Here is a 22281-nt window from a genome sequence, read left to right on the forward strand (position 1 = left end):
TAGTGCGTTGAATTACCTGGGAGGTAAGCAAGGTGCCGCCGGGCCCGTCCGCCATAGCCGACGGCTATCGAAGCGGTCGTTACATTCGATTTGCTTTTTCCTTGGGTCGGCGTATTTTGAGAATCATTCTCATCTAGGCCGCTCCCATGAGCAAGACCCTCAGCTTCGCCTGCATCCATTTCTGCGTGGCCTTCCTGGTCGGATACGTGATGACCGGCAGTCTCTGGGTCGGCGGCGCGCTGGCCCTGGTCGAACCGGCCTGCAACACGGTGGCCTTCCACCTGCACGAAAAGGTCTGGAAGCGCATCGAACGCCGCCGCGCCGAGAACGCATCGGCCAACGCGTTGGCGACTTGATCGAAATCTTTGACGGATTGCGGAACCTTTCGCCGAAGCACCGGTCAGTATCAGTGAACGCCCGCCGCCACTCTCTCCTCGTCAATGGCAAAAGCTGCGGTGGGCACCCCGAAGCCCCGGCATGACCCGCCGGGGCTTCGCCTTTTGTGAAACAGATCACCCTATTACCGATACGGCTTTGCCGAATCGGCCACCCCGTTTTTTTTCACGACCACTCCACCCCGCGATTGGCATTCATGTACGCACCAGTACACGAATGTGCTGTATTCCCCCGCATATGGAGTGAACTTGTGACTGCCAAACTTCTTCCCCTGTCGCTCGCGCTGGCCGCGTGCGCCGCGTACGCATTGCCCGCGCACGCAGAAGACGACCGCTTCACCGTGCGCCTGGGCGCGATGTCGGTCGATACCAGCGGCGAACTCAGCGCCGGCACCAATTTCCAAGGCCAGCCCTATCGTTTCAGCCAGGACTTCGACTTCGGCAGCAAGGAAACCGTGCCGCGCATCGAAGGCCTGTTCCGCTTCAGCGAACGCAACCGCCTGCTGTTCAATTACTGGGGCTACGACAAGAGCAAGCGCGCCACGTTGAGCGAGAACGTCTCCTTCGACGACACCACCATTCCCGCCGGCAGCTTCGCCAAGGCCAAGGCCAAATTCGAACTGGCCAGCGTGATGTACGACTACTCGGTGATCGAAACCGACACGGTCAGCTGGGGCCTGCAGATCGGCGTGGAGTACGCCAAGCTCGAAGGCAAGCTCGACGCCGCCGCCGGCACCGCCAGCTATCACACCAGTTCCAGCGAAGACGGCTACGCGCCGGTGGTCGGCACGCGCGTGACCTTGTCGCCCAGCGAACACTGGCGCTTCGTCGTGCAGGGCCAGTACCTGGACGCGGGCTGGGGCGATTTCGGCGACTACAAGGGCGACATCAGCCGCGCCAACGCGTTGGCCGAGTACCGCTTCACGGAAGGCTTCGGCGTGTTCGTCGGCTACGACTGGTTCAAGATCGACGCCCGCCGCGGCGGCAACGACGGCGTGGTCGGCCTGGACCAGCGCTTCAAGGGGCCGATGGCGGGCGTGACGTTCTCGTTCTGACCAACGTGACGCAAACGAAAAACGCCGCCGGAAACGGCGGCGTTTTTTTACACACTCGAATGCGCGGCTGCCGGCCTGCGCCACAAGCCATCATGGCTGCGGCGCGCAACGCTCGGTATCACTCCCTGGCGGAGGCGAAATACCCAGCCAGTTGTCGCAGGTGGAAATAACAACGCCTTGGCTTACATACCGGCGTATCGCAAGCACCTGCCGGTCCTGACGCTTGTCCTCGCTTTCATCGAGGCGCCGGGCGAAAGAACAGAAGTCCAACGACGCCAATTCACCCTGTCCTTTCGCGAACACCAGATAGTCGCTCCCGATTGTCACCGGCAAACCGCAACTGCCGTCCGAGGCGCTCAGACCAGAGATATCGGCAGCATCGCCTTTCAGGTTCTCAACCAAGGAAAACTTCGCGCGTACCGCATTACGCCCCGCACCGTGCTCTGGATCAGGAACACGCTCGGCAGACGTAATCCTTACGACAGCCACAATCGGCGAGCGATCCACTAACTCCTGCAGACCGCCCCGGACAATGGCGCAGGAGCACGCCATAGCCAAGCCCGGCACCCATGCGAACAGCAGCGCCAGGACTTGTATGCGCTTCACTTTTTCTTCGGAATGTACAAATCGGTGATGGTGCCGTCGAACACTTCCGCCGCCATGCCGACCGACTCGCTCAAGGTCGGGTGCGGGTGGATGGTGTGGCCGATGTCGGCGACTTCGCAGCCCATTTCGATCGCCAGGCCCACTTCGGAAATCAGATCGCCGGCATGCACGCCGACGATGCCGCCGCCGACGATGCGGTGGGTGGCTTCGTCGAAGATCAGCTTGGTGAAGCCTTCGGTGCGGCCGATGCCGATGGCGCGGCCGCTGGCGGCCCAGGGGAACTTGCCGACGCCGACTTTCAGGCCCTTGGCCTTGGCTTCGGTTTCGGTGACGCCGACCCAGGCGATTTCCGGATCGGTGTAGGCCACCGACGGGATCACCCGCGCGACCCATTCCTTCTTCTCGCCGGCGGCGACTTCGGCGGCGAGCTTGCCTTCGTGCGTGGCCTTGTGCGCGAGCATCGGGTTACCGACCAGATCGCCGATGGCGAAGATGTGCGGCACGTTGGTGCGCATCTGCCGGTCCACCGGGATGAAGCCGCGATCGGTGACGCCGACGCCGGCCTTGTCGGCGTCGATCTTGCCGCCGTTGGGCGAGCGGCCTACCGCGACCAGCACGCGGTCGAACACCTGCGCTTCGGGGGCCTTTTCGCCTTCGAAACTGACCTTGATGCCTTCCTTCAGCGCCTCGGTGCCGGCGGCCTTGGTCTTGAGATACACCGCCACGCCCTGCTTCTTCAGGCGATCGGCGAGCGGCTTGACCAGATCCGGATCGGCGCCGGGCATCAGCTGATCGAGGAACTCGACCACGGTGACTTCGCTGCCCAGCGCGCGGTACACGGTGGCCATTTCCAGGCCGATGATGCCGCCGCCGACGACCAGCAGTTTCTTCGGGATTTCGGCCAGTTCCAGCGCGTCGGTGGAATCCATCACGCGCTTGTCGTCCCACGGGAAGCCGGGCAGCTTCACCGCCTGGGAACCGGCGGCGATGATGCATTGCTCGAAGCGGATCAGCTGGGTGCCGCCCTCGCCCGTCACTTCCAGTTCGTTCGCGGAAACGAACTTGCCGGTGCCGGCGACCACGCGCACCTTGCGCTGCTTGGCCATGCCGGCCAGACCCTTGGTCAGCTGGCCGACGACTTTTTCCTTGTAGCTGCGCAGCGCGTCGAGATCGATCTTCGGCTCGCCGAAGCTGACGCCGTAGTCGCTGGCGTGCTTGGCTTCGTCGATGACCGCGGCGGCGTGCAGCAACGCCTTGGACGGAATGCAGCCGACGTTGAGGCAGACGCCGCCGAGGCTGGCGTAGCGCTCGACCAGCACCGTGTCCAGGCCGATGTCGGCGGCGCGGAACGCGGCGGTGTAGCCACCAGGGCCGGAGCCGAGCACGAGCATGCGGCATTCCACGTCGGCCTTGCGGCCGCTCGCGGCGGCGGCGCTGAGTGCGGGCGTGCCGGCGGCGGCCGGCGGTGCGCTGGCGGCGGGCGCCGGCGCCGGCGCGGCTTTCGGCGCTTCGGCGGCGGCCGGCTTGGGCGCATCGCCCTCGCCCTGCGTTTCCAGGATCGCGATCACCGCGCCCTCGGCCACCTTGTCGCCAATCTTGACGCTGATCGACTTGACCACGCCGTCGGCCGACGACGGCACTTCCATCGTCGCCTTGTCCGATTCCAGCGTGACCAGGCCCTGATCCTTCTTGACCGTATCGCCGACCGCGACCAGCAATTCGATGACCGGGACGCCGTCGTAATCGCCGATGTCGGGAACCTTCACTTCAATGCTGCTGGCCATCGCGCTGCGTCCTCTTCGGTGCGTTGCGGGCGCGCGGTGCGCGTCCGTCGTGGGGGCGCACGGCCAAGCCGTGCGTTCGGCGCCCGCCGCGAAGGCCGGCGCCTGCGATGCTTGCCCGCGAATGCGCTGAGGCAGCGCGGGCCGGCGCGCGGCTTATCGGGCCGGCGCCGCGGTGTCGGTCAATTCCTTGTCGAGCTCGTCCAGCGACTCGCCCAGCGCGCGCCAGCGGCGCTCGCGCTTGGAGGCGCTTTCGTTGGAAGCCTCGGTCAGCAAACTCGCTTGCTTCATGATGATTTCGCCGGCGCCGCAATCCGGGCGCACGCCGCTCACGCGCAGCCCATCGACCACGAACAACAACTGATCCTTGTCCTGGTATTCGGCCGGCTTGTCCTTCGGCGCCATGCTTTCCAGCGCGCGCTTCCAGCCGGCGACCAGGCGCTGGGCGAGCGCGGCCGGAATCGGCGCTTCCTCGTTATCGACTTCCTGATCCACGCGCAGTTGCAGGGCGCCGCTGGCGCGGCCGGTGTTCCACACCGCGACGCGTTCGTTGGGCATGGCGTGGCGCAGCGTCCAGTCGGCGTCGCCGCTGCCGGGGATCAGCAGCAGGCCGCTTTCGGTGCCGCGGGTGGGCAGGTAGGTCAGGGTCAGGCGCGCTTCGGCCTTGGCCGCCAGCAGTTGTTCCACCGCCGAGCCGTGATTCTCGGTCGCCGGCGGCCAGCCGCGGCCGAGCGCGAACTGGCATTGATCGGCGGCCTGCGCGAACGGCGCGGCCAGCGCGGCGGCGAGGCCGAGCCAGGCCAGGCGGCGGGAGGCGGAAGCGGTACGCGAGGAACGAATCATTGCGGCGGGGGATCCTGTTGGGCGACGGCGGTGACGAATCTCGAACACGAGGGCGGCGCGAACTCGGCCGCCGTCGGCGACGGCGCGGGCGGCGATGCGGGGCGAAACCGCCGCGCAGCGACCGCAGACTTAACGTGCGATCGGCGCGTTACAGCAGCACGCGGCGCATGTCGGCCAACAACTGCGCCAGATACGCGGTGAAACGCGCGGCGGCGGCGCCGTCGATGACGCGGTGATCGTAGGACAGCGACAGCGGCAGGATCAGGCGCGGCGCGAACTGCTTGCCGTCCCACACCGGCTTGGTCGCCGACTTCGACACACCGAGGATGGCGACTTCCGGCGCGTTGACGATCGGCGTGAACGCGGTGCCGCCGATGCCGCCGAGCGAGCTGATCGAGAAGCAGCCGCCGCTCATGTCGGCCGGACCGAGCTTGCCGTCGCGCGCCTTGGCGGCGAGTTCGCCGGTTTCCTTCGCGATCTGCAGCACGCCCTTCTTGTCGCAGTCGCGCACCACCGGCACGACCAGGCCGTTGGGCGTGTCGGCGGCGAAGCCGATGTGGAAGTACTTCTTCAAGGTGAGGTTTTCGCCGCTCGCATCCAGCGATGCGTTGAAGTTCGGGAACTTCTGCAGCGCCGACACCGAGGCCTTCATCAGGAAGGCGAGCATGGTCAGCTTCAGGCCGGCCTTCTCGTTCTCTTTGTTGAGCGCCACGCGCAGCGCTTCCAGGTCGGTGATGTCGGCATCGTCGTGCTGGGTGACGTGCGGGATCATCGCCCAGTTGCGCGCCAGGTTGGCGCCGGAGAGCTTCTGGATGCGCGACAGCGGCTTGGTTTCGGTCTCGCCGAACTTGCTGAAATCGACCTTCGGCCACGGCAGCAGATTGAGGCCGCCGCCCAGGCTCGGCGCCGCGCCGGCGCTGGCCGGCGCACCGCCGCCGCCCTGCATGACGCCCTTGACGAAGGACTGCACGTCTTCCTTGCTGATGCGGCCGCCGCGCGCGCTGCCGCTGACCCGCGCCAGGTCCACGCCGAGCTCGCGCGCGAACAGGCGCACGGCCGGGCTCGCGTAGGGCACCTTGTCGGGCATGAGCTCATCGGCGGTGAAGGCGACCGGCGGCGTGCGCGGAGGCAGGGCTTCCGGGTCGGTGCCGGCATTGGCGCCGGCGATGGGCGCGGGGGCGGCTTCGGACTTGGCCGGGGGGGCGGGTTGCGGGGCTTCTTGTTTCGCCGGCGCGGGGGCTTCGGCTTTGGCGGGCGCGGCGGGTTTTGCGGGTTCTTGCGGTTGCGCTGGCGCCGCTTTTGCGTCCCCTTCGGTGGGCTCGATCAACGCCACCACGCTGCCTTCGGCCAGCTGATCGCCGATCTTGACCTTGAGTTCGCGGATGATGCCCGCGAACGGCGCCGGCACTTCCATGGTGGCCTTGTCGGATTCCAGCGTGACCAGTCCCTGGTCCTGGGTCACCGTGTCGCCGACCGCGACCAGCAATTCGATGACGGGTACACCGTCGTAGTCGCCGATGTCGGGGACGCGTGCTTCCTTCAGATCAGCCATGTTCGTGGGGCTCCGCAATGCGCGAAAACCCTATTGTGGCGTGTGCAGGCGGTCACGCCAACCGCACAGGGCACGGTGCAGTACTAAAGGCCTAAGCGGCACAGCCGGCGCGCCGTGGCGGACTTGCGTACGCCACAGTACTGGGACGCGACCGGGGCGCTGCGATGGGTGGCCCGGCTTGCCTCGCCCGGCCTGTCGAGCAGCGGGAAGCACGCTGCCGCCTGGGAATAGCCGACTACTTCGCCTGCTTTTCCTTGGCCTCGACCTTGAGCAGCCCCAGCGGCTCACCGTCGAACCGGTAGCTCAAGGCATTGTCGAGCGCGTCCAGCTCGCGCATGCGCCGGCACAGGCCGTCGGCGCGGCGGCCCAGTGCGTCGGCGCGGGGCTGCACCGCCGCTTCGACCTGCGCGTCCAGCTTGTCCATGCGCTTGAACTTGTCGGTGTCGCCGCTGAGGGCGGCGGTGACGGTGCCGCCGACCAGTTCGCCGATCACGGTCGGCAGGGTCTCGCCGAGCGCGTCGGCGATGCCGTCGCCCAGCGCCTTGCCGCTGAAACGGGTCGGGGTGATGACGTTGCTCAGCCGGTTGTCGAGCTGCTTGCGCGCCCTGTCGAGGTGGGCGCGGGTGCGGTCGGGATGGTTGCCGAGCACCGCAGCGACTTCGCCGAGCGCGGTGAAGGCGATATCGGCGGCCTCGCGGCCGATGTGCTGAGCCTCGGGCATGGCCGCGCGCGTGCCGCGCTCGAACTCGGCGATGCGGACCGTGTCGGCGCTGCTCAGCTGCACCCAGCGGTCATCGACGAACATCCGGCCCTGGCGCATGACGATCGCCTTGGGCGCGCCGTCTTTGCGGGTCAGGATCAGGCTGCGCTCGTTGAGGGTCAGCTCGAACGGGCTGTCGATTTCGCAGTTGGCATCGACGTGGACGTCGGCGAAGGCCGCGCCGCAGGCCAGCGTCATTGCGGCCAGGGCGGTGAGTCGGAGCGGAAGGCGAGCGCGCATCGTCGGATCCTCGACGGTGGAATGGCATTCAGATTGCCTTGAAGGCCTGCGCACTGCCCGTGCCGTTGGATGGCGTGACATTAGTCATGGCCGTTCGCTATGCCGGCTGTGGCGGTTCGCCAGGTGCGGTGCGTGCGAGTTCGGAACGCTTCGAGCGCAGTGAATAGCCGCGAATGTTCCGCGCGTATCCATACGACGGAAAAGTTTCACGCATGGATCTAGCTTCCAATTCGATGCAGAAAAACAGGCGTTTCTACGCCGTTTAGGTACGCGCTGAAGATGTTCCGATCGCCTCCGCCGTGTTGAACGCATCTCCGCCGGATCAGAATTCATGCCACCCACGATTCGTTCATCGAACGCATGAACACACGAAAATCGTTGTTTTAAAGGCTTTTTCGTCGCCATGAGCGAGCATCTGACCGCAAACATCAAACTCTGAACAACACGCGACGATCAAAAATTAAACACCGTTTCCGACCAGTCCGAATATGTTCATTTCGTTCATTTTCCCCTTGAAAACAGGCCTCTAACACGCTTCGTTCGTGAAAAGTTCCTTCACGTCGATTCGCGCGGCAAGTTCGGTTCATGCATGCGTTGTTACCTTGCGCACCGCCTCCCCCAAGGCGTCGTGCAACACACAACACAACAACAGGAGTCCACTCCATGATCCGTTTTCGTCATTTGACCCTTGCCATGATCGGCGCGCTGGCGTTCGCCCCCGCCGCTTTCGCTCAGGATGCGTCCACCGACAGCGCCAGCGGCAAGCGCTTCGCCATCGTCGGCGGCTACGCGCTGACGCAGCCGACCAAGAATCCGCAGATCGCCGGCACCCGCACCAATCTGGATGGCGACGGTGCGCCGACGCTCAGCGCCAGCTACTTCATCAACGACAACATCGCCATCGAGGCGTGGGGTTCGGCGGACAAGTTCGGCCACCGCGTCAACGCCGGCGGCGGCAAGATCGGCAGCGTCGATTCGCAGCCGATCGCGCTGAGCGGCCAGTACCACTTCCGCGGCGCCGACACCATCGTGCGTCCGTTCGTGGGCCTGGGCTACTACGAAGCCAACTACAGCAATGAATCGCTGTCGGGCGGCCAGCGTCTGGGCGTGGAAAACGCCAAGGGCGCCATGGCCACGGCCGGTGTCGATCTCAACATCAACCCGACCTGGTTCGCCCGCGCCGACGTGCGCTACATGCAGGGCAAGCCGGACGTGAAGCTGGACGGCGTCAAGGTCGGCGAAGCCGAACTGAACCCGGTCACCGTCGGCGTCGGCATCGGCGCGCGCTTCTGATCAACCGAACCGGTTGAAACAGCAAGTGCGGTAACGCAGTGGCGGCAAACGCCGCAGCGGTAGTTAGAAGTAACAGGAACGGGCTCCTTCGGGGCCCGTTCTTTTTTATGGTGATGCGAGCGGACTAGCGCCCGGCTTCGTCGACGAAATGGATCACGTAGAACCCCGCGCCGGTCGGATCGTTGAGGCGGGCGATGCGGGCCACGCCGGTGGCGTCGAACGGCGCGAACGCGAGCTGCCCGCCCAGCGCCAGCGCGCGCTCCACGTACAGGTCCACGTCCGGCACCTGCACATAGATCGACCAGTGCGGCGGCAGATCGCCCCAGTCCGGCTGCATCTGCAACAGGCCGCCGAGCATGCGTTGTTCATCGACGAACACGCGGTAACCGGTCGGCGCATGCGGATGCGCCTGCATGCGCCAGCCGAACAAGCGCTGGTAGTAGGCCTCGGCGCGGGCGATGTCGCGGGTGGCCAGTTCCGCCCAGCACACCGCGTTGTCCACGCCGATCGCGTCCACGCCCGGATGCGCGCGCTGCTGCGCCAGCGAGAACACCACGCCTTCCGGATCGGCGCATACGGCCATGCGCACGTGCTCCATCAATTCGAACGGCGCGGCGATCATCTGCCCGCCCAGCGCCACCGCGCGCGCGGCGATGGCGTCGCAGTCGGCGGCGCGGAAATACACGCCCCAGTGCGAAGCAGTGTTGCCGTCGGGCCCGGGCAAGGCGCCGGGCACCAGACTGTAGGTGCCGGCCACATCCAGGCCGTTGAGTTTGAAAATCGTATACGCGCTGGCGTCGGGCATCGGCGTGCGTTCGACCGTCCAGCCGAACAGCGCGCAATAGAACGCCTCCACGGCGGGTTGATCGTCGCTCGCCAACTCGAACCAGCACGGTGCCCCGGGAGCGTGGACGAGCGCGGTCATGTTGCTTCTCCCCCTGACTACGCTTCGACACTACGCCGTGGCGAAGCAATCGTCATGGCGCGCTGCGGCGAAGCGCGCACGCATGTTCACTCTCGTTCACCCACAGTCGCGCGCGCGAGGTTGCGGGACAACTGTATAGACGCGTGATCGGGCGTTTACCGATCCGCCTGCGCGAGAGCGCGCTTAAGGATGTTCAGCTTCCGCGTGAACGCGCTCGCGGCGCAGCAGGTACAGGCCGCTGGCGACGATGATCGCCGCGCCCACCCAGGTGATCGAATCGGGCAGCACGCCCCACAGGCTGAGGTCGAGGATCACGCCCCAGATCAGCGCGGTGTATTCCAGCGGCGCGATCAGCGAGGCCTCGCCGAGACGGAACGCCTCGGTGACCGCGTACTGGCCGAGCGAACCGGCCACGCCCAGGCCGAGGATCAGCCACCAGTCCTCGCCGCGCACCGGCACCCAGCCCGACCAGGCCAGGGCGCCGGCGCCCAGGCTGATCATCACCATCAACCACACCATCATCGACTGGGTGCTGTCGGTGCGCGACAGCACGCGCACGGTGATCGCGGTGACCGCATACGCCAGCGACGCGGCCGCCACCGCCAGCGCGGCGGTGCTGAGCATGCCTTCGCCGCTGGGGCGCAGCAGCACCATTACGCCGAGCAGGCCGACGCCGATCGCGATCCAGCGCCGCGGCCCGACCCGTTCGCCCAGGATCGGCCCGGACAGCGCGGTGATCAGCAGCGGCGCGATGAAGAAGACCGAGTACGTGGTGGACAACGGCAGCCGGTTCACGCCGTAGACGAAGGCGGCCATCATGCCCACGCCCAGCACGCCGCGCAGCAGATGCAGCGGCCAGCGCACCCGCAACAGCGAGCGCAGGCCGACGCTGGCGAGCGCCCAGGTCAGCACGAACGGCAACGACGACAGGCCGCGCAGAGTCGCGACCTGGAACGGCGGGTAGTGCTCCGACAGCAGCTTGAGCAGCGCGTCCATCATCGAAAACATCAGCACCGCGATCAGCATGCTCGCGATCGCACGGCGCTGCCGCGACGCGATCGCGGTCATGGCCTGCGCCCGCGAGCGCTGCGCGGATGGATGCGGGGATAAAGCAGGACAGTCATGGCGGCCGGCACGAACGGGACTGGTCATCATGCCGCGCTCGCGGCGCGCGCGTCACCTGGGCAGTGTCACCTCATCGCGCCACGCCGAACGCGCGCGCATGCCGGCGCAGGCGCCGCCGCAGTCCCAGGGTGTAGATCTGGTAGTAACCCAGCAGCAGGCCGCCGACCGCGAGCAGGCTGCCTTGCCGCGGCAGCCAGCCTTCGTGCATGTCGCTCCAGGCGTGCGCGGCCTGCCACAGGCCGTAGACGATGCGCGCGGCGACGATCAAGGTCAGGCCCAGCACCAGCCAGCGATTGGGGGTGTAGTACAGGCCCCGGGCTTCGTCTTCGAAGCGGGTCAGCGTCAGGCCCAGTGCGCCGAGCGCGCAGCCCGCCGCCAGCCCGGCCGCGGCGTATACGGGCGCGTCGTCGATCCAGTGCCCGATCACCCAGACGCTGGCGAAGAACAGCAGCAGCGAGATCAGCGACAGCGCCGTCGCCAGAGCGACCGCCCACGGCAGCGCGCGGCGCCGCGCTTTGCCGTAGCGGTAGCGCTGGATCAGGCCGATCGGAATCAGCAGCGCCCACAGCGCCAGCAGGACCAACAGCAGCAGGGGAATCAGCAGCAGTAGCGGCATGGCCTCAGCTTACCCGGCTGCGCCGCGATGGGGCGTGGCGAGCGGTCTGCTGAGCCTCGCCTTCGCGGGAACGACGGCTTGCGACGAAGCCGCGCCGTCCCCGCCTTCACGGGGACAGCGACTGCGAAACCGGCAACCGCCGCGCCGCCTCAGGCCGCCTTGTCGAAGCTGGCGATATCGATCACGAAGCGATAGCGCACATCGCCCTTGAGCATGCGCTCGTAGGCCTGATTGATCTGATCGATGTCGATCAGCTCGATATCCGAGGCCACGCCGTGCTCGGCGCAGAAGTCGAGCATTTCCTGGGTTTCGCGGATACCGCCGATCATCGAGCCGACCAGCTTGCGGCGCTTGCTGATCAACAGCCCCGCCGCGACCGGCGCCGGGGTTTCGGGAATGCCCAGCAGCACCATCGTGCCATCGACCTTGAGCAGGCCCAGGTAAGCGTTGTAGTCGTGCTCGCCGGAGACCGAGTCGATGATGAAATTGAACTTGCGCGCCAGTTGCTTGAACGTGGCCGGATCGCGGGTCGCGGCGAAGGCGTGCGCGCCCAGCGCCAGCGCGTCGGCGCGCTTGGACTCCGACGTGCTCAGCACGGTCACGTGCGCGCCCATCGCCACCGCCAGCTTGACCGCCATATGGCCCAGCCCGCCCAGGCCGACCACCGCGACCTCGTCGCCGGCCTGCACGCCGTAGTACTTCAACGGCGAATAGGTGGTGATGCCCGCGCACAGCAGCGGCGCGGCGCGATCGAGCGGAATCGACTCGGGGATGCGCAGCACATAGGCCTGATCGACGGTGATGCGGGTCGAGTAGCCGCCGTAGGTCGGCGCGCCGGTGGCGCGTTCGCGCGAGTTGTAGGTGCCGGTCATGCCCTGGTCGCAATATTGCTCATCGCCGGCCTTGCACTGCGGACATTGCCGGCACGAATCGACGAAACAGCCGACGCCGACCGCGTCGCCGGGCTTGAACTGGGTAACGTTGGCGCCGGCCTGGGCGATTCGGCCGACGATTTCGTGGCCCGGCACCATCGGGAACACCGATCCGCCCCATTCGTCGCGGGCCTGGTGGATGTCCGAGTGGCAAACGCCGCAATAGAGGATGTCGATCAGCACCTCGTCAGGGCCGGGCTCGCGGCGGTCGATCGAAAACGGGGCCAGGGGCGAAAGCGCGTTCTGCGCGGCGTAGGCAGCGGTCTTGTGCATGGCGGTTCCAGGTGAAGTGGAGACGGGCGCGGCGGCGTGGGGTCGGTGCGGTCGCGGGGACCGCGGGGACCGGGCGGGCGGCGGATGCGCCGGCGCCGAAGCCGAAACGGTGCCCGACCATTCTAGGCGGGCGATGTGCCGGCGGCGTCAAACCGGCCGATAGTTGACCGCATCGCGGCTGCAACGCTGCGTATCGCCGCCGCGCTTGCGTTACCCTTTGCGGCGTTTCCCTTCATTACCTGCGAGTGCGCCATGCCTTCTTTCGACGTCGTGTCCGAAGTGGACACCCACGAATTGACCAACGCGGTCGATCAGGCCAATCGCGAACTGTCCACCCGCTTCGATTTCAAGGGCGTGGACGCCAAGTTCGTGCTCGACGACAAGCACATCACCCAATCGGCTCCGAGCGAGTTCCAGCTCGAACAGATGACCTTGATCCTGCGCCAGCGCCTGGCGGCGCGGCAGATCGACGCGCGCTGCCTGGAATTCGGCGAGGTCGAGAGCAATCTGGCCGGCGCGCGGCAGAAAGTCACCGTGCAGCAGGGCATCGAGCAGAAGCTGGCGAAGAAGATCGCCGCGGCGATCAAGGACGCCAAGCTGAAGGTCGAGACCCAGATCAACGGCGACAAGCTGCGCATCACCGGCAAGAAGCGCGACGACCTGCAGACCGCGATCGCGCTGCTGAAGTCCAGCACCTTCGAGCGGCCCTTGCAGTACGACAACTTCCGCGACTGAGTTCGCCATGAGCCAGGCCCCCGCCGCCGATCCAATCGAAGCGACCCGCCGCTGGCTGGAGCGCGCGGTGATCGGCCTGAACCTGTGTCCGTTCGCCAAGGCGGTGCTGGCCAAGGGCCAGGTGCGCTTCGTGCTGAGTCAGGCGCTCACGCCGGAGGATTTGCTCGAAGAGCTGGCCTCGGAGCTGGTGCTGCTGGAGCAGAGCGATCCGGACAAGATCGACACGACCTTGTTGATTCATCCGCGGGTGTTGACCGACTTCCTGGACTTCAACGATTTCCTCGACCTCGCCGACGGCGCGGTCGCGGCCCTGGACCTGGAGGGCGAGATTCAGGTCGCCAGTTTCCATCCCGACTACCAGTTCGCCGGCACCGATTTCGACGATGTCGGCAATTGCACCAACCGCTCGCCCTATCCGACCTTGCATCTGCTGCGCGAGCTCAGCGTCGAGCGCGCGGTGGCGGCGTTTCCGGATCCGGAGGTGATCGTGGAGCGGAATCTGGAGACGTTGGAGAAGTTGGGGTTTGAGGGGTGGCGGCGGTTGATGGGTTAGAGGGGGTTATCGCTTAAGAGCAAAAGCGAATCCCCCCTGCCCCCCTTTTTCAAAGGGGGGAACAGCAAGAGCTTGCTCGCAACGAAGCTTCGTCGTCTGAGCCCCTTCGCCTCCCCAAGAACGCTTCCCCCCTTTGAAAAAGGGGGCCAGGGGGGATTTGCTCTTAGCTACGAACCCCACCCGCAACCCGCCCATCCCCACCCCGCAGCACCGCATCGAGCAATTCATGCGCCCGCCCCAGCGAAGCGACGATGCGATGGCCGAAGCCGCGCAGCTCATCCCCGGGCGCGACCAGATCCGGCACCTGGATCGGCGTCGCCCCCGCCGCGAGCGCCGCGCGCACGCCCGGTTCGGAGTCTTCCAGCACCACGCACCGGCGCGGGTCCACGCCGAGTTCGCGCGCGGCCAGCAGATAGATGTCCGGCGCCGGCTTGGGATGCTCGACATCGCTGCCGGTCACGATCACGCCGAAGCGATCGATCAGACCGCTGGCGGCGAGCTTGCTCAGCGCGCGCTCGCGCCGGGTCGAGGTCGCCACCGCCTTGGCGATGCCGTGCGCTTCCAGCAGATCCAGCAATTCCAACAGACCGCTCTTGCGCGGCAAGCCGGCGACCACGCGCTCGTCGTACAAGCGATAACTGGTGTCGCGCAGCCGCGTCGCCGCGTCTTCGCCCAGATGCCCGGCCAGCATCGCGAAGCTGGCGCGATCGTGCATGCCGACCATCGCCAGCCATAGGCGGTCGTCGGCGTCGATCGATTCGGTCAGCGCCGCTTCGCGCCAGGTTTCCAGCATCGCCCGTTCGCTGTCGAGCATCAGCCCGTCCATGTCGAACAACACCGCGGCGGGGACGAAATCGAGCGGACGCACGGCGAACTCAGCCACGGAACAAGGTCTCAAGGTCGGTGGAATCGAGCGTGCGCCATTGCCCGCTCGGCAAATCCTGCAGCGACAAACCGCCGATGCGCGCGCGATGCAGCGCGTCCACGTGGTTGCCGACCGCGGCGAACATGCGCCGCACCTGGTGGTAACGGCCTTCGGTGAGGATCAGCCGCGCGCGGCGCGGTTCCAGCACTTCCAGTGCGGCCGGCGCCAGCGGCGTCTTCTCCGCTTCCAGCATCAGCTCGCCGCTGGCGAAGATCGCGCCTTCCTCGCCGCGCAGGTCCGAGGCCAGCGTGGCCTCGTAGACCTTGGCCAGATTGGCCTTGGGCGAAACGATCCGGTGCAGCAGGCCGCCGTCGTCGGTCAGCAGCAGCATGCCGCTGGTGTCGCGATCCAGCCGCCCGACCGTGGACAGCAGCGGCGAACGCAGGCGATAACGCGGCGGCAGCAGGTCGTAGACGATGCGGCCGGGGTCCTTGGTCGAACAGGTGTAGCCGACCGGCTTGTGCAGCAGAATCGTCAAGCCCAGCGGCGGATCGAGCGCTTCGCCGTCGATGCGGATAGCGTCGTGCTCGACTTTGTCGTCGGCGTACAACACCTCGCCGCCGGCATCGGTGATGCGGCCCTGGCGGAACATCGCGGTCACGTCCTTGCGGCTGCCGTAACCCAGGTTGGCGATCAGCTTGACCAGTTTCATGCGCGGCCCCGCGCCTTGATCGCCTCGACCACCTTGAAGCCGCCTTGCTGGGCGACCGTGCGCACCTGGCCGAAACGTTCGTCGAGCACCACCTCATAGGGCAGATGGCGATTGGCGACCAGCCACAGACGGCCGCCGGGATTGAGCGCCTCGGCGGCCACGGCGATGAAGCGGCGGCCGATGTCGGGACGCTCTTCGCGGCCCTGGGCGTGGAACGGCGGATTGCTGACGATCACGTCGTAGCGCTGGGACAGGCCGGCGGTGACGTCGTGCCAGAAGAATTCCATCGGCACCGCGCTTTGGAGGCGCTGCATGTTGATCCGCGCCAGTTGCACGGCGCGCCCCTGCGCTTCGTACAGATCCAGCGCGGTGATGCGCGGGCAGCGCGCCAGCAGTTCCGCCGACAGATAGCCGTAACCGGCGCCCAGGTCGGCGGCGCGGCCGGCCAGATCGGCCGGCAGGTGTTCGGCCAGCAGCGCCGAGGCCGGATCGACCCGGTCCCAGGCGAACAGGCCCGGACGGCTGCGGAAACGGCCGCCGAGGATCTCGCGCGGCGCGTCCAGCGCGGCCCATTGCCGCGCCAGTTGCGGATCGGGCGCGCCGTCCAGCGGTGGGGTCCAGAACACCCGGCATTTGCGCTTGGACAGGCTGGCGACCTTGCCGGCGATGCGGGCCAGATCGTCCTCGCCCGAACGCGCGCCCTCGTCGTTGCGCAGGCAGGCGACCACCCGCCCGCCCGGCGCGGTGTGCGCGATCGCCTGCGCGAACAGCGCGCGCGCTTCCTCGCGCTGGCGCGGCGGCAGCACCAGCACCAGCGGATAACGCTTGGCCGCCGGTTGCGCGGGATCGGCCGATTCGAGCTCGATCGTATCCAGGCCGCCGCGATGCAGGGCGTCGAGCGCGGGCTTGTAATCCTGCTCGCAGACCAGCCCCGGACGCGGCCGCTGGCGCAGGCCGACGCCGTCGCGCGCGCGCAGGAACAGCACGCCGCCGTGTTCAGGCCAGCTCAGTACGCCGTCGGCGAAAGGCTGGAACAGGGTATCGAGCGCGTCGTCGGAGGGATCAATGCGCATGGCAATTGCGGAGGGATTCGATCATCGCGCCGATTTTACGCGGCTGCGCGCTAGGGTGTGGCATTGGATCTCAAGGAGGATGCCGTGCGCCTGCCCGTCCTGATCGCGGCTGCGCTGATGCCGGCGGTGGCCTGGTTCGCGCAGCAGGGCTATTTCGGCCCCGACACCGGCGAAATCTCCGATCGCTACCCCACTTTGCTGGTCGCGGCCGGTTACGCGTTCTCGATCTGGGGCCTGATTTTCCTGCTCGATCTGGCCTTCGCGCTGTGGCAGTTGCGCGGACGCTGGCGCGAGCACGAGACCCTGCTGCGGCTGCGCCCGGCGGTGGCGGCCGGTTTCACCCTGACCGCGCTGTGGATGCCGATCTTCTCGCAGCAGTGGTTCTGGCTGGCCCTGGCGGCGATCTGGCTGGCGCTGGCGTGCATGGCCTGGGCCGCGGTGGTGCTGGCCCGCGACCTCTCGCCCCTGCCTGGGCAGACGATCTGGGCCAAGTTCGCGATATCCCTGCACGCCGGCTGGCTGTCGCTGGCGGCATTCCTGAACACCGCGCAGGTGATCGTGGCCTATCGGCTGCTGCCGACCGACCGCATGCTGGTGTGGAGCCTGGCGTTGCTGGCGCTGGCGGCGGTGTTGCTGCTGGCGCTGAACGCGCGCATGCGCGGCAGCACCGGTTACACCCTCGCCGCGCTCTGGGGTTTGGCCGCGGTTTATGTGAAGCAGGCCGATTCGGCGCTGAGCGGCGCCGCTATCGCCGCGTGGGCCGCGCTCGCGGTCGCGGCGTTGTTGCTGGCGCAGACCTTATGGCTGCGGTTGCATCCGCGCCATCGGGTGTTTTCCGGACATCTGTCGCCGGGCGAATGAGCGCGCGTCACGCCTATCGCAAATCTCGCTGCGATTTCGCGCCGGCGCAACGCCGGCTTCATCGCATCGCAACGCCGCGATGGGGACGATGCCAGACGATCCCCTGAATCAGGAGCGATAGCAGATGCGAGCCCTATTCGTCGGCGGCACCGTCGACAACAGCGAACTCGACTTCGACAGCGGCGAGCCGCCGCTGCATTACCCGCCCGATACCGGCAGCGGCACTCAGCGTTATCGATTGCATCATGTCGGCTTGCGCGAAGGGTCGATGGTGTACGTCGTGTACGCGGCGGCGGATCTGGCCGATACCGAGGTCGAGCGCGTGGCGGAAGAGCGCGGATATGCGCGCAGGTTTCAAGCGCAGCCGCAGTTGCAGGTTTAAAAGCGTTCCCTCGCCCCAACCCCTCTCCCGCAAGCGGGAGAGGGCTTCAAGTCCGAGTCGCAAGTGCTCCCTCTCCCGCTTGCGGGAGAGGGCCGGGGTGAGGGCCGCGCCTCAGCCCTGCAACTCGCGCAAGGTCACCGAAGGCGGCGCATCCAGCACCCGCCGCGTCGCGAACATGCCGGCCGCCAACGCCGCCAGCACACCCAGGCCGCCGCCGGTCGCGGCCATGCGCCAATCGAATTCCCACGGCAGATCGAACACCTGCACCGCGACCACGCCGGCCAGCACCGAAGCGGCGATGGCCGCGGTCAGGCCCGACAACAAACCGATCGCGGCGAACTCCGAGGCCTGCGCCAGGCGCAACTGCCTGCGGCTGCCGCCGAGCACGCGCATCACCCCGCCTTCGAGCAGGCGTTCGTCCTGGCTCGCACTCACCGCCGCCATCAGCACCAGCAAACCGGCGATCAGCGAGAAATAGAACACCACCTCGACCACGGTCGACACCTGATCGGCGGTGCTGCGCACTTGCTTGAGCACAGCTTCCACATCGATCACGGACAGGTTCGGAAACTGCTCGACCAACTGCGACGTGAAGCGCGTCTGCGCCGGCGGCACGCTGATCGCGGTGATGTAGCTGGCGGCATAGCCGTCCATCGATCCGGGCGAGGCGATCACGAAGAAGTTCGGGCGGAAGCTCTCCCAATCGACCTTGCGCAGGCTGGTGATCCTGGCGCTGAAGGCTTGCCCGGCGATATCGAAACCGACCGTGTCGCCGACCTTCCAGCCCAACGTCTCGGCGAAGCTTTCTTCCACCGAAACCTCCGGCTGAGCGAGCTTGCGCGGCGCCCAGAACTTGCCGTCGACCAGCTTGTTGTCGGCGCGCAGCGTTTGCGCCACCGACAGGTTGAACTCGCGCTCGGCCAGTTGCTTGGCGCGATCGCCGCGTTCGGCGTAGCTGTCGCCGGTCACCGGCTTGCCGTTGTACGACACCAGCCGCGCACGGATCATCGGGAACAAGGTCGGCGCGGCCAGCCCTTGCGCGCCGATGAACTTGCGCACATCGACCAGCTGATCCTGCTGCACGTTGATGATGAAACGATTGGGCGCATCGCTGGCCAAGGCCAGCTGCCAGCGATCGAGCAGATCGGTGCGCACGAAGGTCAGCAGCAACAACGCCATCAACCCCAATCCCAACGCCGAGACCTGGGCGATGCTGGTGCCGGCGCGGCGGCTGACATTGGCCAGGCCGTAGCGCAGGCTGCCGCGCAGGCGCGAACGCAGCCGGCGCACCAGCACGATCATGCCCCAGGCCAGCAGCGCCAATACCGCCAAGGTCGCGGCGATGCCGGCGAGCATGTACGCACCCAAGGCCACCGAGCCGGCCTTCCACCACAGCAACGCGCCCAGCCCGATCAGGCCGGCGACACCGATCAGCCATGCGCTGGGCTCGGTCGGGTCCAGGTCGCGGCGCAGCACGCGCAGCGCCGGCACCCGGCGCAGCGCCAGCACCGGCGGCGCGCCGAACGCGAGCAGCACCACCAGACCGACGCCGAAACCCTGCAGCGCCGGCATCGCGCTCGCGGCCGGGATCGACATCTTCAAGGATTGTTCGAGCCAGCCGCCGATCGCCCATTGCAGGCCGAACGCGAGGGCGACGCCGATGGCGCTGGCGATCAAGCCCAGCAACACCATCTCGCCGACGTGGATGCCGACCAGGGTGCGCTGGCTCGCGCCCAGGCAACGCATGACCGCGGTGCCGGACAAATGGCGCTCGCTGTGCCGGCGCGCGGCCATCGCCACCGCGACCGCGGCCAGCACCACCGACACCAGCGCGGCCAGACCGAGGAAACGTCCGGCGCGATCGAGCGCCGAGCGCACTTCCGGGCGCGCATCGGAAATGGTTTCAAGACGCTGGCCGCGGCCGAGCGCGGGCTTTGCCGCGGCGACGAAGCGTTCGACCGCGTTGGGCGCGCCGGCCACGACCATTCGATAACGGATGCGGCTGCCGGGTTGGATCAGACCGGTCGCGGGCAGATCGGCGAGGCTGAGAAAAACCTTCGGCGCGATGTTGAAGTAATCCAGCGACGCATCGGGTTCCTGCGTGACCAGCGCGGCCAGACGCAGGCGCGAATCGCCGATGGCGATGTCCTGGCCGATCTTCGCCCCGAGCGTGTCGGCGCCGGCCTGGCTCATCCACACCGTGCCCGGCGCGGGCACGCCGCTCGCATCGCGTTCGGCGCCGCCGGCGCGATCGGCGATGCGGAAGCTGCCGCGCAGCGGAAAGCCCTGCCCCAGCGCGCGCAAATCGCCCAATTGCAGGCGCTCGCCGACGCGGATCATGGTCTGCAGTTCGGTGGCTTCGGCGCGACGCAGCTGCGGCACCGAAGCGGCTTCGCGCAACTTCCCCTGGATCGGCTGATCGGCGCGGATCACCGCGTCGCCGCCGAGCAGACGATTGGCTTCGATCGCCAGCGCGCGCTCGGCGCGATCGGTGACGAAACCGACCGCGGTCACCGCCAGCACCGCCAACACCAGCGAGGCGAGCAGGATGCGCACGTCGCCGGCTTTCAGGTCGCGGCGCAATTGCCGCCACGCCATCGCGATGATCCGGCCCACGGTCAGCCCTGCACCAGTCGGCCGCTGTCCAGGCGGATGCGGCGATGGCAGCGTTCGGCCAGATGCTCATCGTGGGTCACCAGCACCAGCGTGGTGCCGGCGTCGGCGTTGAGCTGGAACAGCAATTCGATGATCGCTTGCCCGGTGTGAGTGTCGAGATTGCCCGTGGGTTCGTCGGCGAACAGCAGCGACGGCCGGGTCACGAACGCGCGCGCCAGCGCCACGCGCTGTTGCTCGCCGCCGGACAACTGGCGCGGATAGTGCTCCAGGCGCCGGCCCAATCCGACCTTGTCCAAGATCGCCTGCGCCGGCGTGCGCGCATCGCGATCGCCGCGCAGCTCCAGCGGCAGCATCACGTTTTCCAACGCGGTCAGCGACGGCAGCAGTTGGAAGCTTTGGAACACGAAGCCGACCTTCTCGCCGCGCACGCGCGCGCGGCCGTCTTCGTCCAATGCCGAGATGTTTTCGCCGTCGAGCTTGACCGTGCCGGTGCTGGGCGAATCCAGGCCCGCCAGCAGCGACAGCAAGGTGCTCTTGCCTGAGCCCGACGCGCCGACGATGGCGACGGTGTCGCCCTTGGCGATCGAGAAACCGACCCCATCGAGGATGGTGAGTTCGCCCGACGGCAACGGTACGTGCTTGCCCAGGCCATCGACTTCCAGCGTCGCCACGCCGCGCGCCGCCGGTTGCCGCGCTTCAGCCTGCGGTTCGTCACCGTCTTTCACGATGCGGTCGGCCATGATCGAATCAGCGAGATTGGAAACTGCCATGATCGTCCTTCTGCTTGCCTCGCCGCATCATCGGGAGACGTTATTAAATGATCTTTAAGAACCTTGGCGCCCGGCATGCCGCCGCGGGCCTGCACTGCGGCGGCGCCGATACCGCCGGCTTCAGTCGCGCGAATGAAGGATATGCGGCACGGCGCGGCCCGGTTCAATGGGCCATCGGCCATGCCCGCGGGGTCGGCACGGCCGGCGCACGGGCCGCATTGTTGGCCGCGGCCGTGCTGCTGAGCGCCTGGGCGCCGCTTTCGGCCCAGCCCGCGCCGGCCGCCAAACCGCCGGCGGCGGCCCCCGCGGCCAAGGCCGCGCGCACGGTGCTGTTCATGGGCGATTCGCTTTCGGCCGGTTACGGCCTGGCCGCCTCGCAGGGCTGGGTGTCGTTGACCGCCGATCGCATCGCCAAGACCCAGCCGGGCTGGCGCGTGGTCAACGCCAGCATCAGCGGCGAAACCACCGCCGGCGGCGCGGCGCGTATCGCCGGCGAATTGCAGCGCAATAAGCCTGCGGTGGTGGTGATCGAACTGGGCGCCAACGATGGCTTGCGTGGTCTGCAACTGGCGCAGAGCCGGGCGAATCTGGAGCGCATGATCCAGGCCGCGCAGGGCGCCAAGGCACAGGTGCTGCTGATCGGCATGCGCATGCCGCCGAACCAGGGCAAGGAATACACGGAAGGCTTCGAGCGCAATTATCGCGAGCTGTCGCAGAAGTACCGCACTCAGTTGCTGCCGTTCCTGCTCGAACCGGTGGCGATGGATCGCGCCGCGTTCCAGGCCGACAACCTGCATCCGATCGCCAGCGCGCAACCGAAGCTGCGCGATCATGTGTGGACGAAGCTCGGGCCGATGTTGAAGTGAGGTCGCTTCGCTGCGGCGGTTGCTGTTGCCCCCTTTGACAAAGGGGGCGAACGGCCGCGAAGCGGACGTGGGGGATTTGCTTTTGCGGTTGCTCTTCGGGCCGTGTGGCTAAAAGCAAATCCCCCCTAGCCCCCCTTTTTCAAAGGGGGAATCCGGCACTACCGATCAGGTTCGTCGCGTGTCGTTCGCCGCGGCCTTTGCTGTTGCCCCCTTTGACAAAGGGGGCGAACGGCCGCGAAGCGGACGTGGGGGATTTGCTTTTGCGGTTGCTCTTCGGGCCATGCGGCTAAAAGCCCCTCCCTAACCCCCCTTTTTCAAGGGTCTTAGGAAGCAAACGCCCCTCAGAGGGGGTTGGATCGTAGCAACTTAAGGGTCGCCCGATAGAGGTCGTCGTGGCGATGGTTGAAGCGAAACTCGCACTCCTTGAGGTGCAGGTAGAAGGTGGTCTTGGC

General features: G+C 67.1%; 22 protein-coding genes and 1 pseudogene. 8 read left to right on the plus strand and 15 right to left on the minus strand.

Going from position 1 to position 22281, the window contains the following annotated elements:
• The first annotated feature begins 146 nt into the window (after window positions 1–146).
• Window positions 147–356 (plus strand): DUF2061 domain-containing protein, encoded by a 210-nt coding sequence (locus tag AB4Y92_RS23835; protein WP_441821881.1) that lies wholly within the window; start codon window positions 147–149, stop codon window positions 354–356.
• A 290-nt stretch (window positions 357–646) separates the two neighbouring features.
• Window positions 647–1450, plus strand: coding sequence for a hypothetical protein (locus AB4Y92_RS23840; protein WP_441821882.1), 804 nt, complete (start codon window positions 647–649; stop codon window positions 1448–1450).
• Window positions 1451–1540: 90 nt separating this feature from the next.
• Here the strand turns inward: AB4Y92_RS23840 and AB4Y92_RS23845 are convergent, their stop codons facing one another.
• The 5 genes from AB4Y92_RS23845 to AB4Y92_RS23865 form a co-directional block, all read right to left on the minus strand.
• Window positions 1541–2056, minus strand: a complete 516-nt coding sequence (locus tag AB4Y92_RS23845; RefSeq protein ID WP_441821883.1) for a hypothetical protein — start codon at window positions 2054–2056, stop codon at window positions 1541–1543.
• On the minus strand, window positions 2053–3840 hold the full coding sequence (gene lpdA, locus AB4Y92_RS23850) for a dihydrolipoyl dehydrogenase (RefSeq protein ID WP_441821884.1): 1788 nt from the start codon (window positions 3838–3840) through the stop codon (window positions 2053–2055). The genes AB4Y92_RS23845 and lpdA overlap by 4 nt, the downstream gene beginning before the upstream one ends.
• Before the next feature lie 153 nt (window positions 3841–3993).
• Window positions 3994–4680 (minus strand): hypothetical protein, encoded by a 687-nt coding sequence (locus AB4Y92_RS23855; protein ID WP_441821885.1) that lies wholly within the window; start codon window positions 4678–4680, stop codon window positions 3994–3996.
• 148 nt (window positions 4681–4828) lie between these two features.
• Window positions 4829–6232, minus strand: a complete 1404-nt coding sequence (locus AB4Y92_RS23860) for a dihydrolipoyllysine-residue acetyltransferase (protein ID WP_441821886.1) — start codon at window positions 6230–6232, stop codon at window positions 4829–4831.
• A 235-nt stretch (window positions 6233–6467) separates the two neighbouring features.
• A complete protein-coding gene (locus AB4Y92_RS23865; protein ID WP_441821887.1) occupies window positions 6468–7232 on the minus strand; it encodes a DUF2884 family protein in 765 nt (254 codons plus the stop codon).
• A gap of 663 nt (window positions 7233–7895) precedes the next feature.
• Here AB4Y92_RS23865 and AB4Y92_RS23870 point away from each other — a divergent pair.
• Window positions 7896–8525: an OmpW/AlkL family protein gene (locus AB4Y92_RS23870; protein WP_441821888.1), complete on the plus strand. Its 630-nt coding sequence runs from the start codon at window positions 7896–7898 to the stop codon at window positions 8523–8525.
• 124 nt (window positions 8526–8649) lie between these two features.
• On the opposite strand, the gene AB4Y92_RS23875 is transcribed toward AB4Y92_RS23870, so the two are convergent.
• The 4 genes from AB4Y92_RS23875 to AB4Y92_RS23890 all read right to left on the minus strand — a co-directional run bounded on the left by AB4Y92_RS23875 (window position 8650) and on the right by AB4Y92_RS23890 (window position 12396).
• On the minus strand, window positions 8650–9450 hold the full coding sequence (locus AB4Y92_RS23875; protein ID WP_441821889.1) for a VOC family protein: 801 nt from the start codon (window positions 9448–9450) through the stop codon (window positions 8650–8652).
• Window positions 9451–9633: 183 nt separating this feature from the next.
• A complete protein-coding gene (locus tag AB4Y92_RS23880) occupies window positions 9634–10518 on the minus strand; it encodes a DMT family transporter (protein WP_441821890.1) in 885 nt (294 codons plus the stop codon).
• Window positions 10519–10645: 127 nt separating this feature from the next.
• The gene (locus AB4Y92_RS23885; protein WP_441821891.1) at window positions 10646–11191 is read right to left on the minus strand and encodes a DUF1453 domain-containing protein; all 546 of its coding nucleotides are present in this window, start codon (window positions 11189–11191) and stop codon (window positions 10646–10648) included.
• A gap of 149 nt (window positions 11192–11340) precedes the next feature.
• Window positions 11341–12396: an NAD(P)-dependent alcohol dehydrogenase gene (locus AB4Y92_RS23890; RefSeq protein ID WP_441821892.1), complete on the minus strand. Its 1056-nt coding sequence runs from the start codon at window positions 12394–12396 to the stop codon at window positions 11341–11343.
• Between the two features lie 252 nt (window positions 12397–12648).
• Here AB4Y92_RS23890 and AB4Y92_RS23895 point away from each other — a divergent pair, with 252 nt between their 5' ends.
• Window positions 12649–13131, plus strand: a complete 483-nt coding sequence (locus tag AB4Y92_RS23895) for a YajQ family cyclic di-GMP-binding protein (protein ID WP_057941550.1) — start codon at window positions 12649–12651, stop codon at window positions 13129–13131.
• Window positions 13132–13138: 7 nt separating this feature from the next.
• Complete coding sequence (locus tag AB4Y92_RS23900; protein ID WP_441821893.1) at window positions 13139–13684, plus strand: DUF1415 domain-containing protein; 546 nt, start codon at window positions 13139–13141, stop codon at window positions 13682–13684.
• A gap of 163 nt (window positions 13685–13847) precedes the next feature.
• Here the strand turns inward: AB4Y92_RS23900 and AB4Y92_RS23905 are convergent, their stop codons facing one another.
• From AB4Y92_RS23905 to AB4Y92_RS23915, 3 genes are read right to left on the minus strand one after another with little or no spacing between them, the layout of a single operon-like run.
• The gene (locus tag AB4Y92_RS23905; protein WP_441821894.1) at window positions 13848–14567 is read right to left on the minus strand and encodes an HAD family hydrolase; all 720 of its coding nucleotides are present in this window, start codon (window positions 14565–14567) and stop codon (window positions 13848–13850) included.
• A complete protein-coding gene (locus AB4Y92_RS23910) occupies window positions 14560–15261 on the minus strand; it encodes a pseudouridine synthase (RefSeq protein ID WP_441821895.1) in 702 nt (233 codons plus the stop codon). Before AB4Y92_RS23910 ends, AB4Y92_RS23905 begins: the two co-directional genes overlap by 8 nt.
• Window positions 15258–16334, minus strand: coding sequence for a class I SAM-dependent methyltransferase (locus AB4Y92_RS23915; RefSeq protein WP_441821896.1), 1077 nt, complete (start codon window positions 16332–16334; stop codon window positions 15258–15260). Before AB4Y92_RS23915 ends, AB4Y92_RS23910 begins: the two co-directional genes overlap by 4 nt.
• Window positions 16335–16418: 84 nt before the next feature.
• Between AB4Y92_RS23915 and AB4Y92_RS23920 the strand changes: the two genes are divergently transcribed.
• Both AB4Y92_RS23920 and AB4Y92_RS23925 read left to right on the plus strand, forming a co-directional pair.
• Window positions 16419–17195, plus strand: a complete 777-nt coding sequence (locus tag AB4Y92_RS23920) for a hypothetical protein (protein ID WP_441821897.1) — start codon at window positions 16419–16421, stop codon at window positions 17193–17195.
• 124 nt (window positions 17196–17319) lie between these two features.
• The gene (locus AB4Y92_RS23925; protein WP_441821898.1) at window positions 17320–17577 is read left to right on the plus strand and encodes a hypothetical protein; all 258 of its coding nucleotides are present in this window, start codon (window positions 17320–17322) and stop codon (window positions 17575–17577) included.
• Between the two features lie 111 nt (window positions 17578–17688).
• On the opposite strand, the gene AB4Y92_RS23930 is transcribed toward AB4Y92_RS23925, so the two are convergent.
• Both AB4Y92_RS23930 and AB4Y92_RS23935 read right to left on the minus strand, forming a co-directional pair.
• Window positions 17689–20193, minus strand: coding sequence for an ABC transporter permease (locus AB4Y92_RS23930; RefSeq protein WP_441821899.1), 2505 nt, complete (start codon window positions 20191–20193; stop codon window positions 17689–17691).
• A gap of 2 nt (window positions 20194–20195) precedes the next feature.
• Window positions 20196–20963, minus strand: a complete 768-nt coding sequence (locus AB4Y92_RS23935; RefSeq protein ID WP_441821900.1) for an ABC transporter ATP-binding protein — start codon at window positions 20961–20963, stop codon at window positions 20196–20198.
• 47 nt (window positions 20964–21010) lie between these two features.
• On the opposite strand from AB4Y92_RS23935, the gene AB4Y92_RS23940 reads away from it, so the two are divergent.
• Window positions 21011–21829 (plus strand): arylesterase, encoded by an 819-nt coding sequence (locus AB4Y92_RS23940; RefSeq protein ID WP_441821901.1) that lies wholly within the window; start codon window positions 21011–21013, stop codon window positions 21827–21829.
• A 341-nt stretch (window positions 21830–22170) separates the two neighbouring features.
• Here the strand turns inward: AB4Y92_RS23940 and AB4Y92_RS23945 are convergent.
• Window positions 22171–22281: pseudogene (locus AB4Y92_RS23945) on the minus strand (IS1595 family transposase); the annotation flags it as partial.

Source organism: Lysobacter sp. TAB13 (assembly GCF_052113885.1).
GTDB classification, from domain to species: Bacteria; Pseudomonadota; Gammaproteobacteria; order Xanthomonadales; family Xanthomonadaceae; genus Lysobacter; species Lysobacter gummosus.

Excerpts from the sequence above, each read along its gene's own strand:
- AB4Y92_RS23940 (WP_441821901.1), top strand. The coding sequence starts at position 21,011 with ATGATCTTTAAGAACCTTGGCGCCCGGCATGCCGCCGCGGGCCTGCAC.
- AB4Y92_RS23915 (WP_441821896.1), bottom strand. The coding sequence starts at position 16,334 with ATGCGCATTGATCCCTCCGACGACGCGCTCGATACCCTGTTCCAGCCT.
- AB4Y92_RS23880 (WP_441821890.1), bottom strand. The coding sequence starts at position 10,518 with ATGACCGCGATCGCGTCGCGGCAGCGCCGTGCGATCGCGAGCATGCTG.
- AB4Y92_RS23855 (WP_441821885.1), bottom strand. The coding sequence starts at position 4,680 with ATGATTCGTTCCTCGCGTACCGCTTCCGCCTCCCGCCGCCTGGCCTGG.
- AB4Y92_RS23895 (WP_057941550.1), top strand. The coding sequence starts at position 12,649 with ATGCCTTCTTTCGACGTCGTGTCCGAAGTGGACACCCACGAATTGACC.
- AB4Y92_RS23870 (WP_441821888.1), top strand. The coding sequence starts at position 7,896 with ATGATCCGTTTTCGTCATTTGACCCTTGCCATGATCGGCGCGCTGGCG.
- AB4Y92_RS23865 (WP_441821887.1), bottom strand. The coding sequence starts at position 7,232 with ATGCGCGCTCGCCTTCCGCTCCGACTCACCGCCCTGGCCGCAATGACG.
- AB4Y92_RS23910 (WP_441821895.1), bottom strand. The coding sequence starts at position 15,261 with ATGAAACTGGTCAAGCTGATCGCCAACCTGGGTTACGGCAGCCGCAAG.
- AB4Y92_RS23900 (WP_441821893.1), top strand. The coding sequence starts at position 13,139 with ATGAGCCAGGCCCCCGCCGCCGATCCAATCGAAGCGACCCGCCGCTGG.
- AB4Y92_RS23935 (WP_441821900.1), bottom strand. The coding sequence starts at position 20,963 with ATGGCAGTTTCCAATCTCGCTGATTCGATCATGGCCGACCGCATCGTG.
- AB4Y92_RS23875 (WP_441821889.1), bottom strand. The coding sequence starts at position 9,450 with ATGACCGCGCTCGTCCACGCTCCCGGGGCACCGTGCTGGTTCGAGTTG.
- AB4Y92_RS23860 (WP_441821886.1), bottom strand. The coding sequence starts at position 6,232 with ATGGCTGATCTGAAGGAAGCACGCGTCCCCGACATCGGCGACTACGAC.
- AB4Y92_RS23835 (WP_441821881.1), top strand. The coding sequence starts at position 147 with ATGAGCAAGACCCTCAGCTTCGCCTGCATCCATTTCTGCGTGGCCTTC.
- lpdA (WP_441821884.1), bottom strand. The coding sequence starts at position 3,840 with ATGGCCAGCAGCATTGAAGTGAAGGTTCCCGACATCGGCGATTACGAC.
- AB4Y92_RS23925 (WP_441821898.1), top strand. The coding sequence starts at position 17,320 with ATGCGAGCCCTATTCGTCGGCGGCACCGTCGACAACAGCGAACTCGAC.
- AB4Y92_RS23885 (WP_441821891.1), bottom strand. The coding sequence starts at position 11,191 with ATGCCGCTACTGCTGCTGATTCCCCTGCTGCTGTTGGTCCTGCTGGCG.
- AB4Y92_RS23890 (WP_441821892.1), bottom strand. The coding sequence starts at position 12,396 with ATGCACAAGACCGCTGCCTACGCCGCGCAGAACGCGCTTTCGCCCCTG.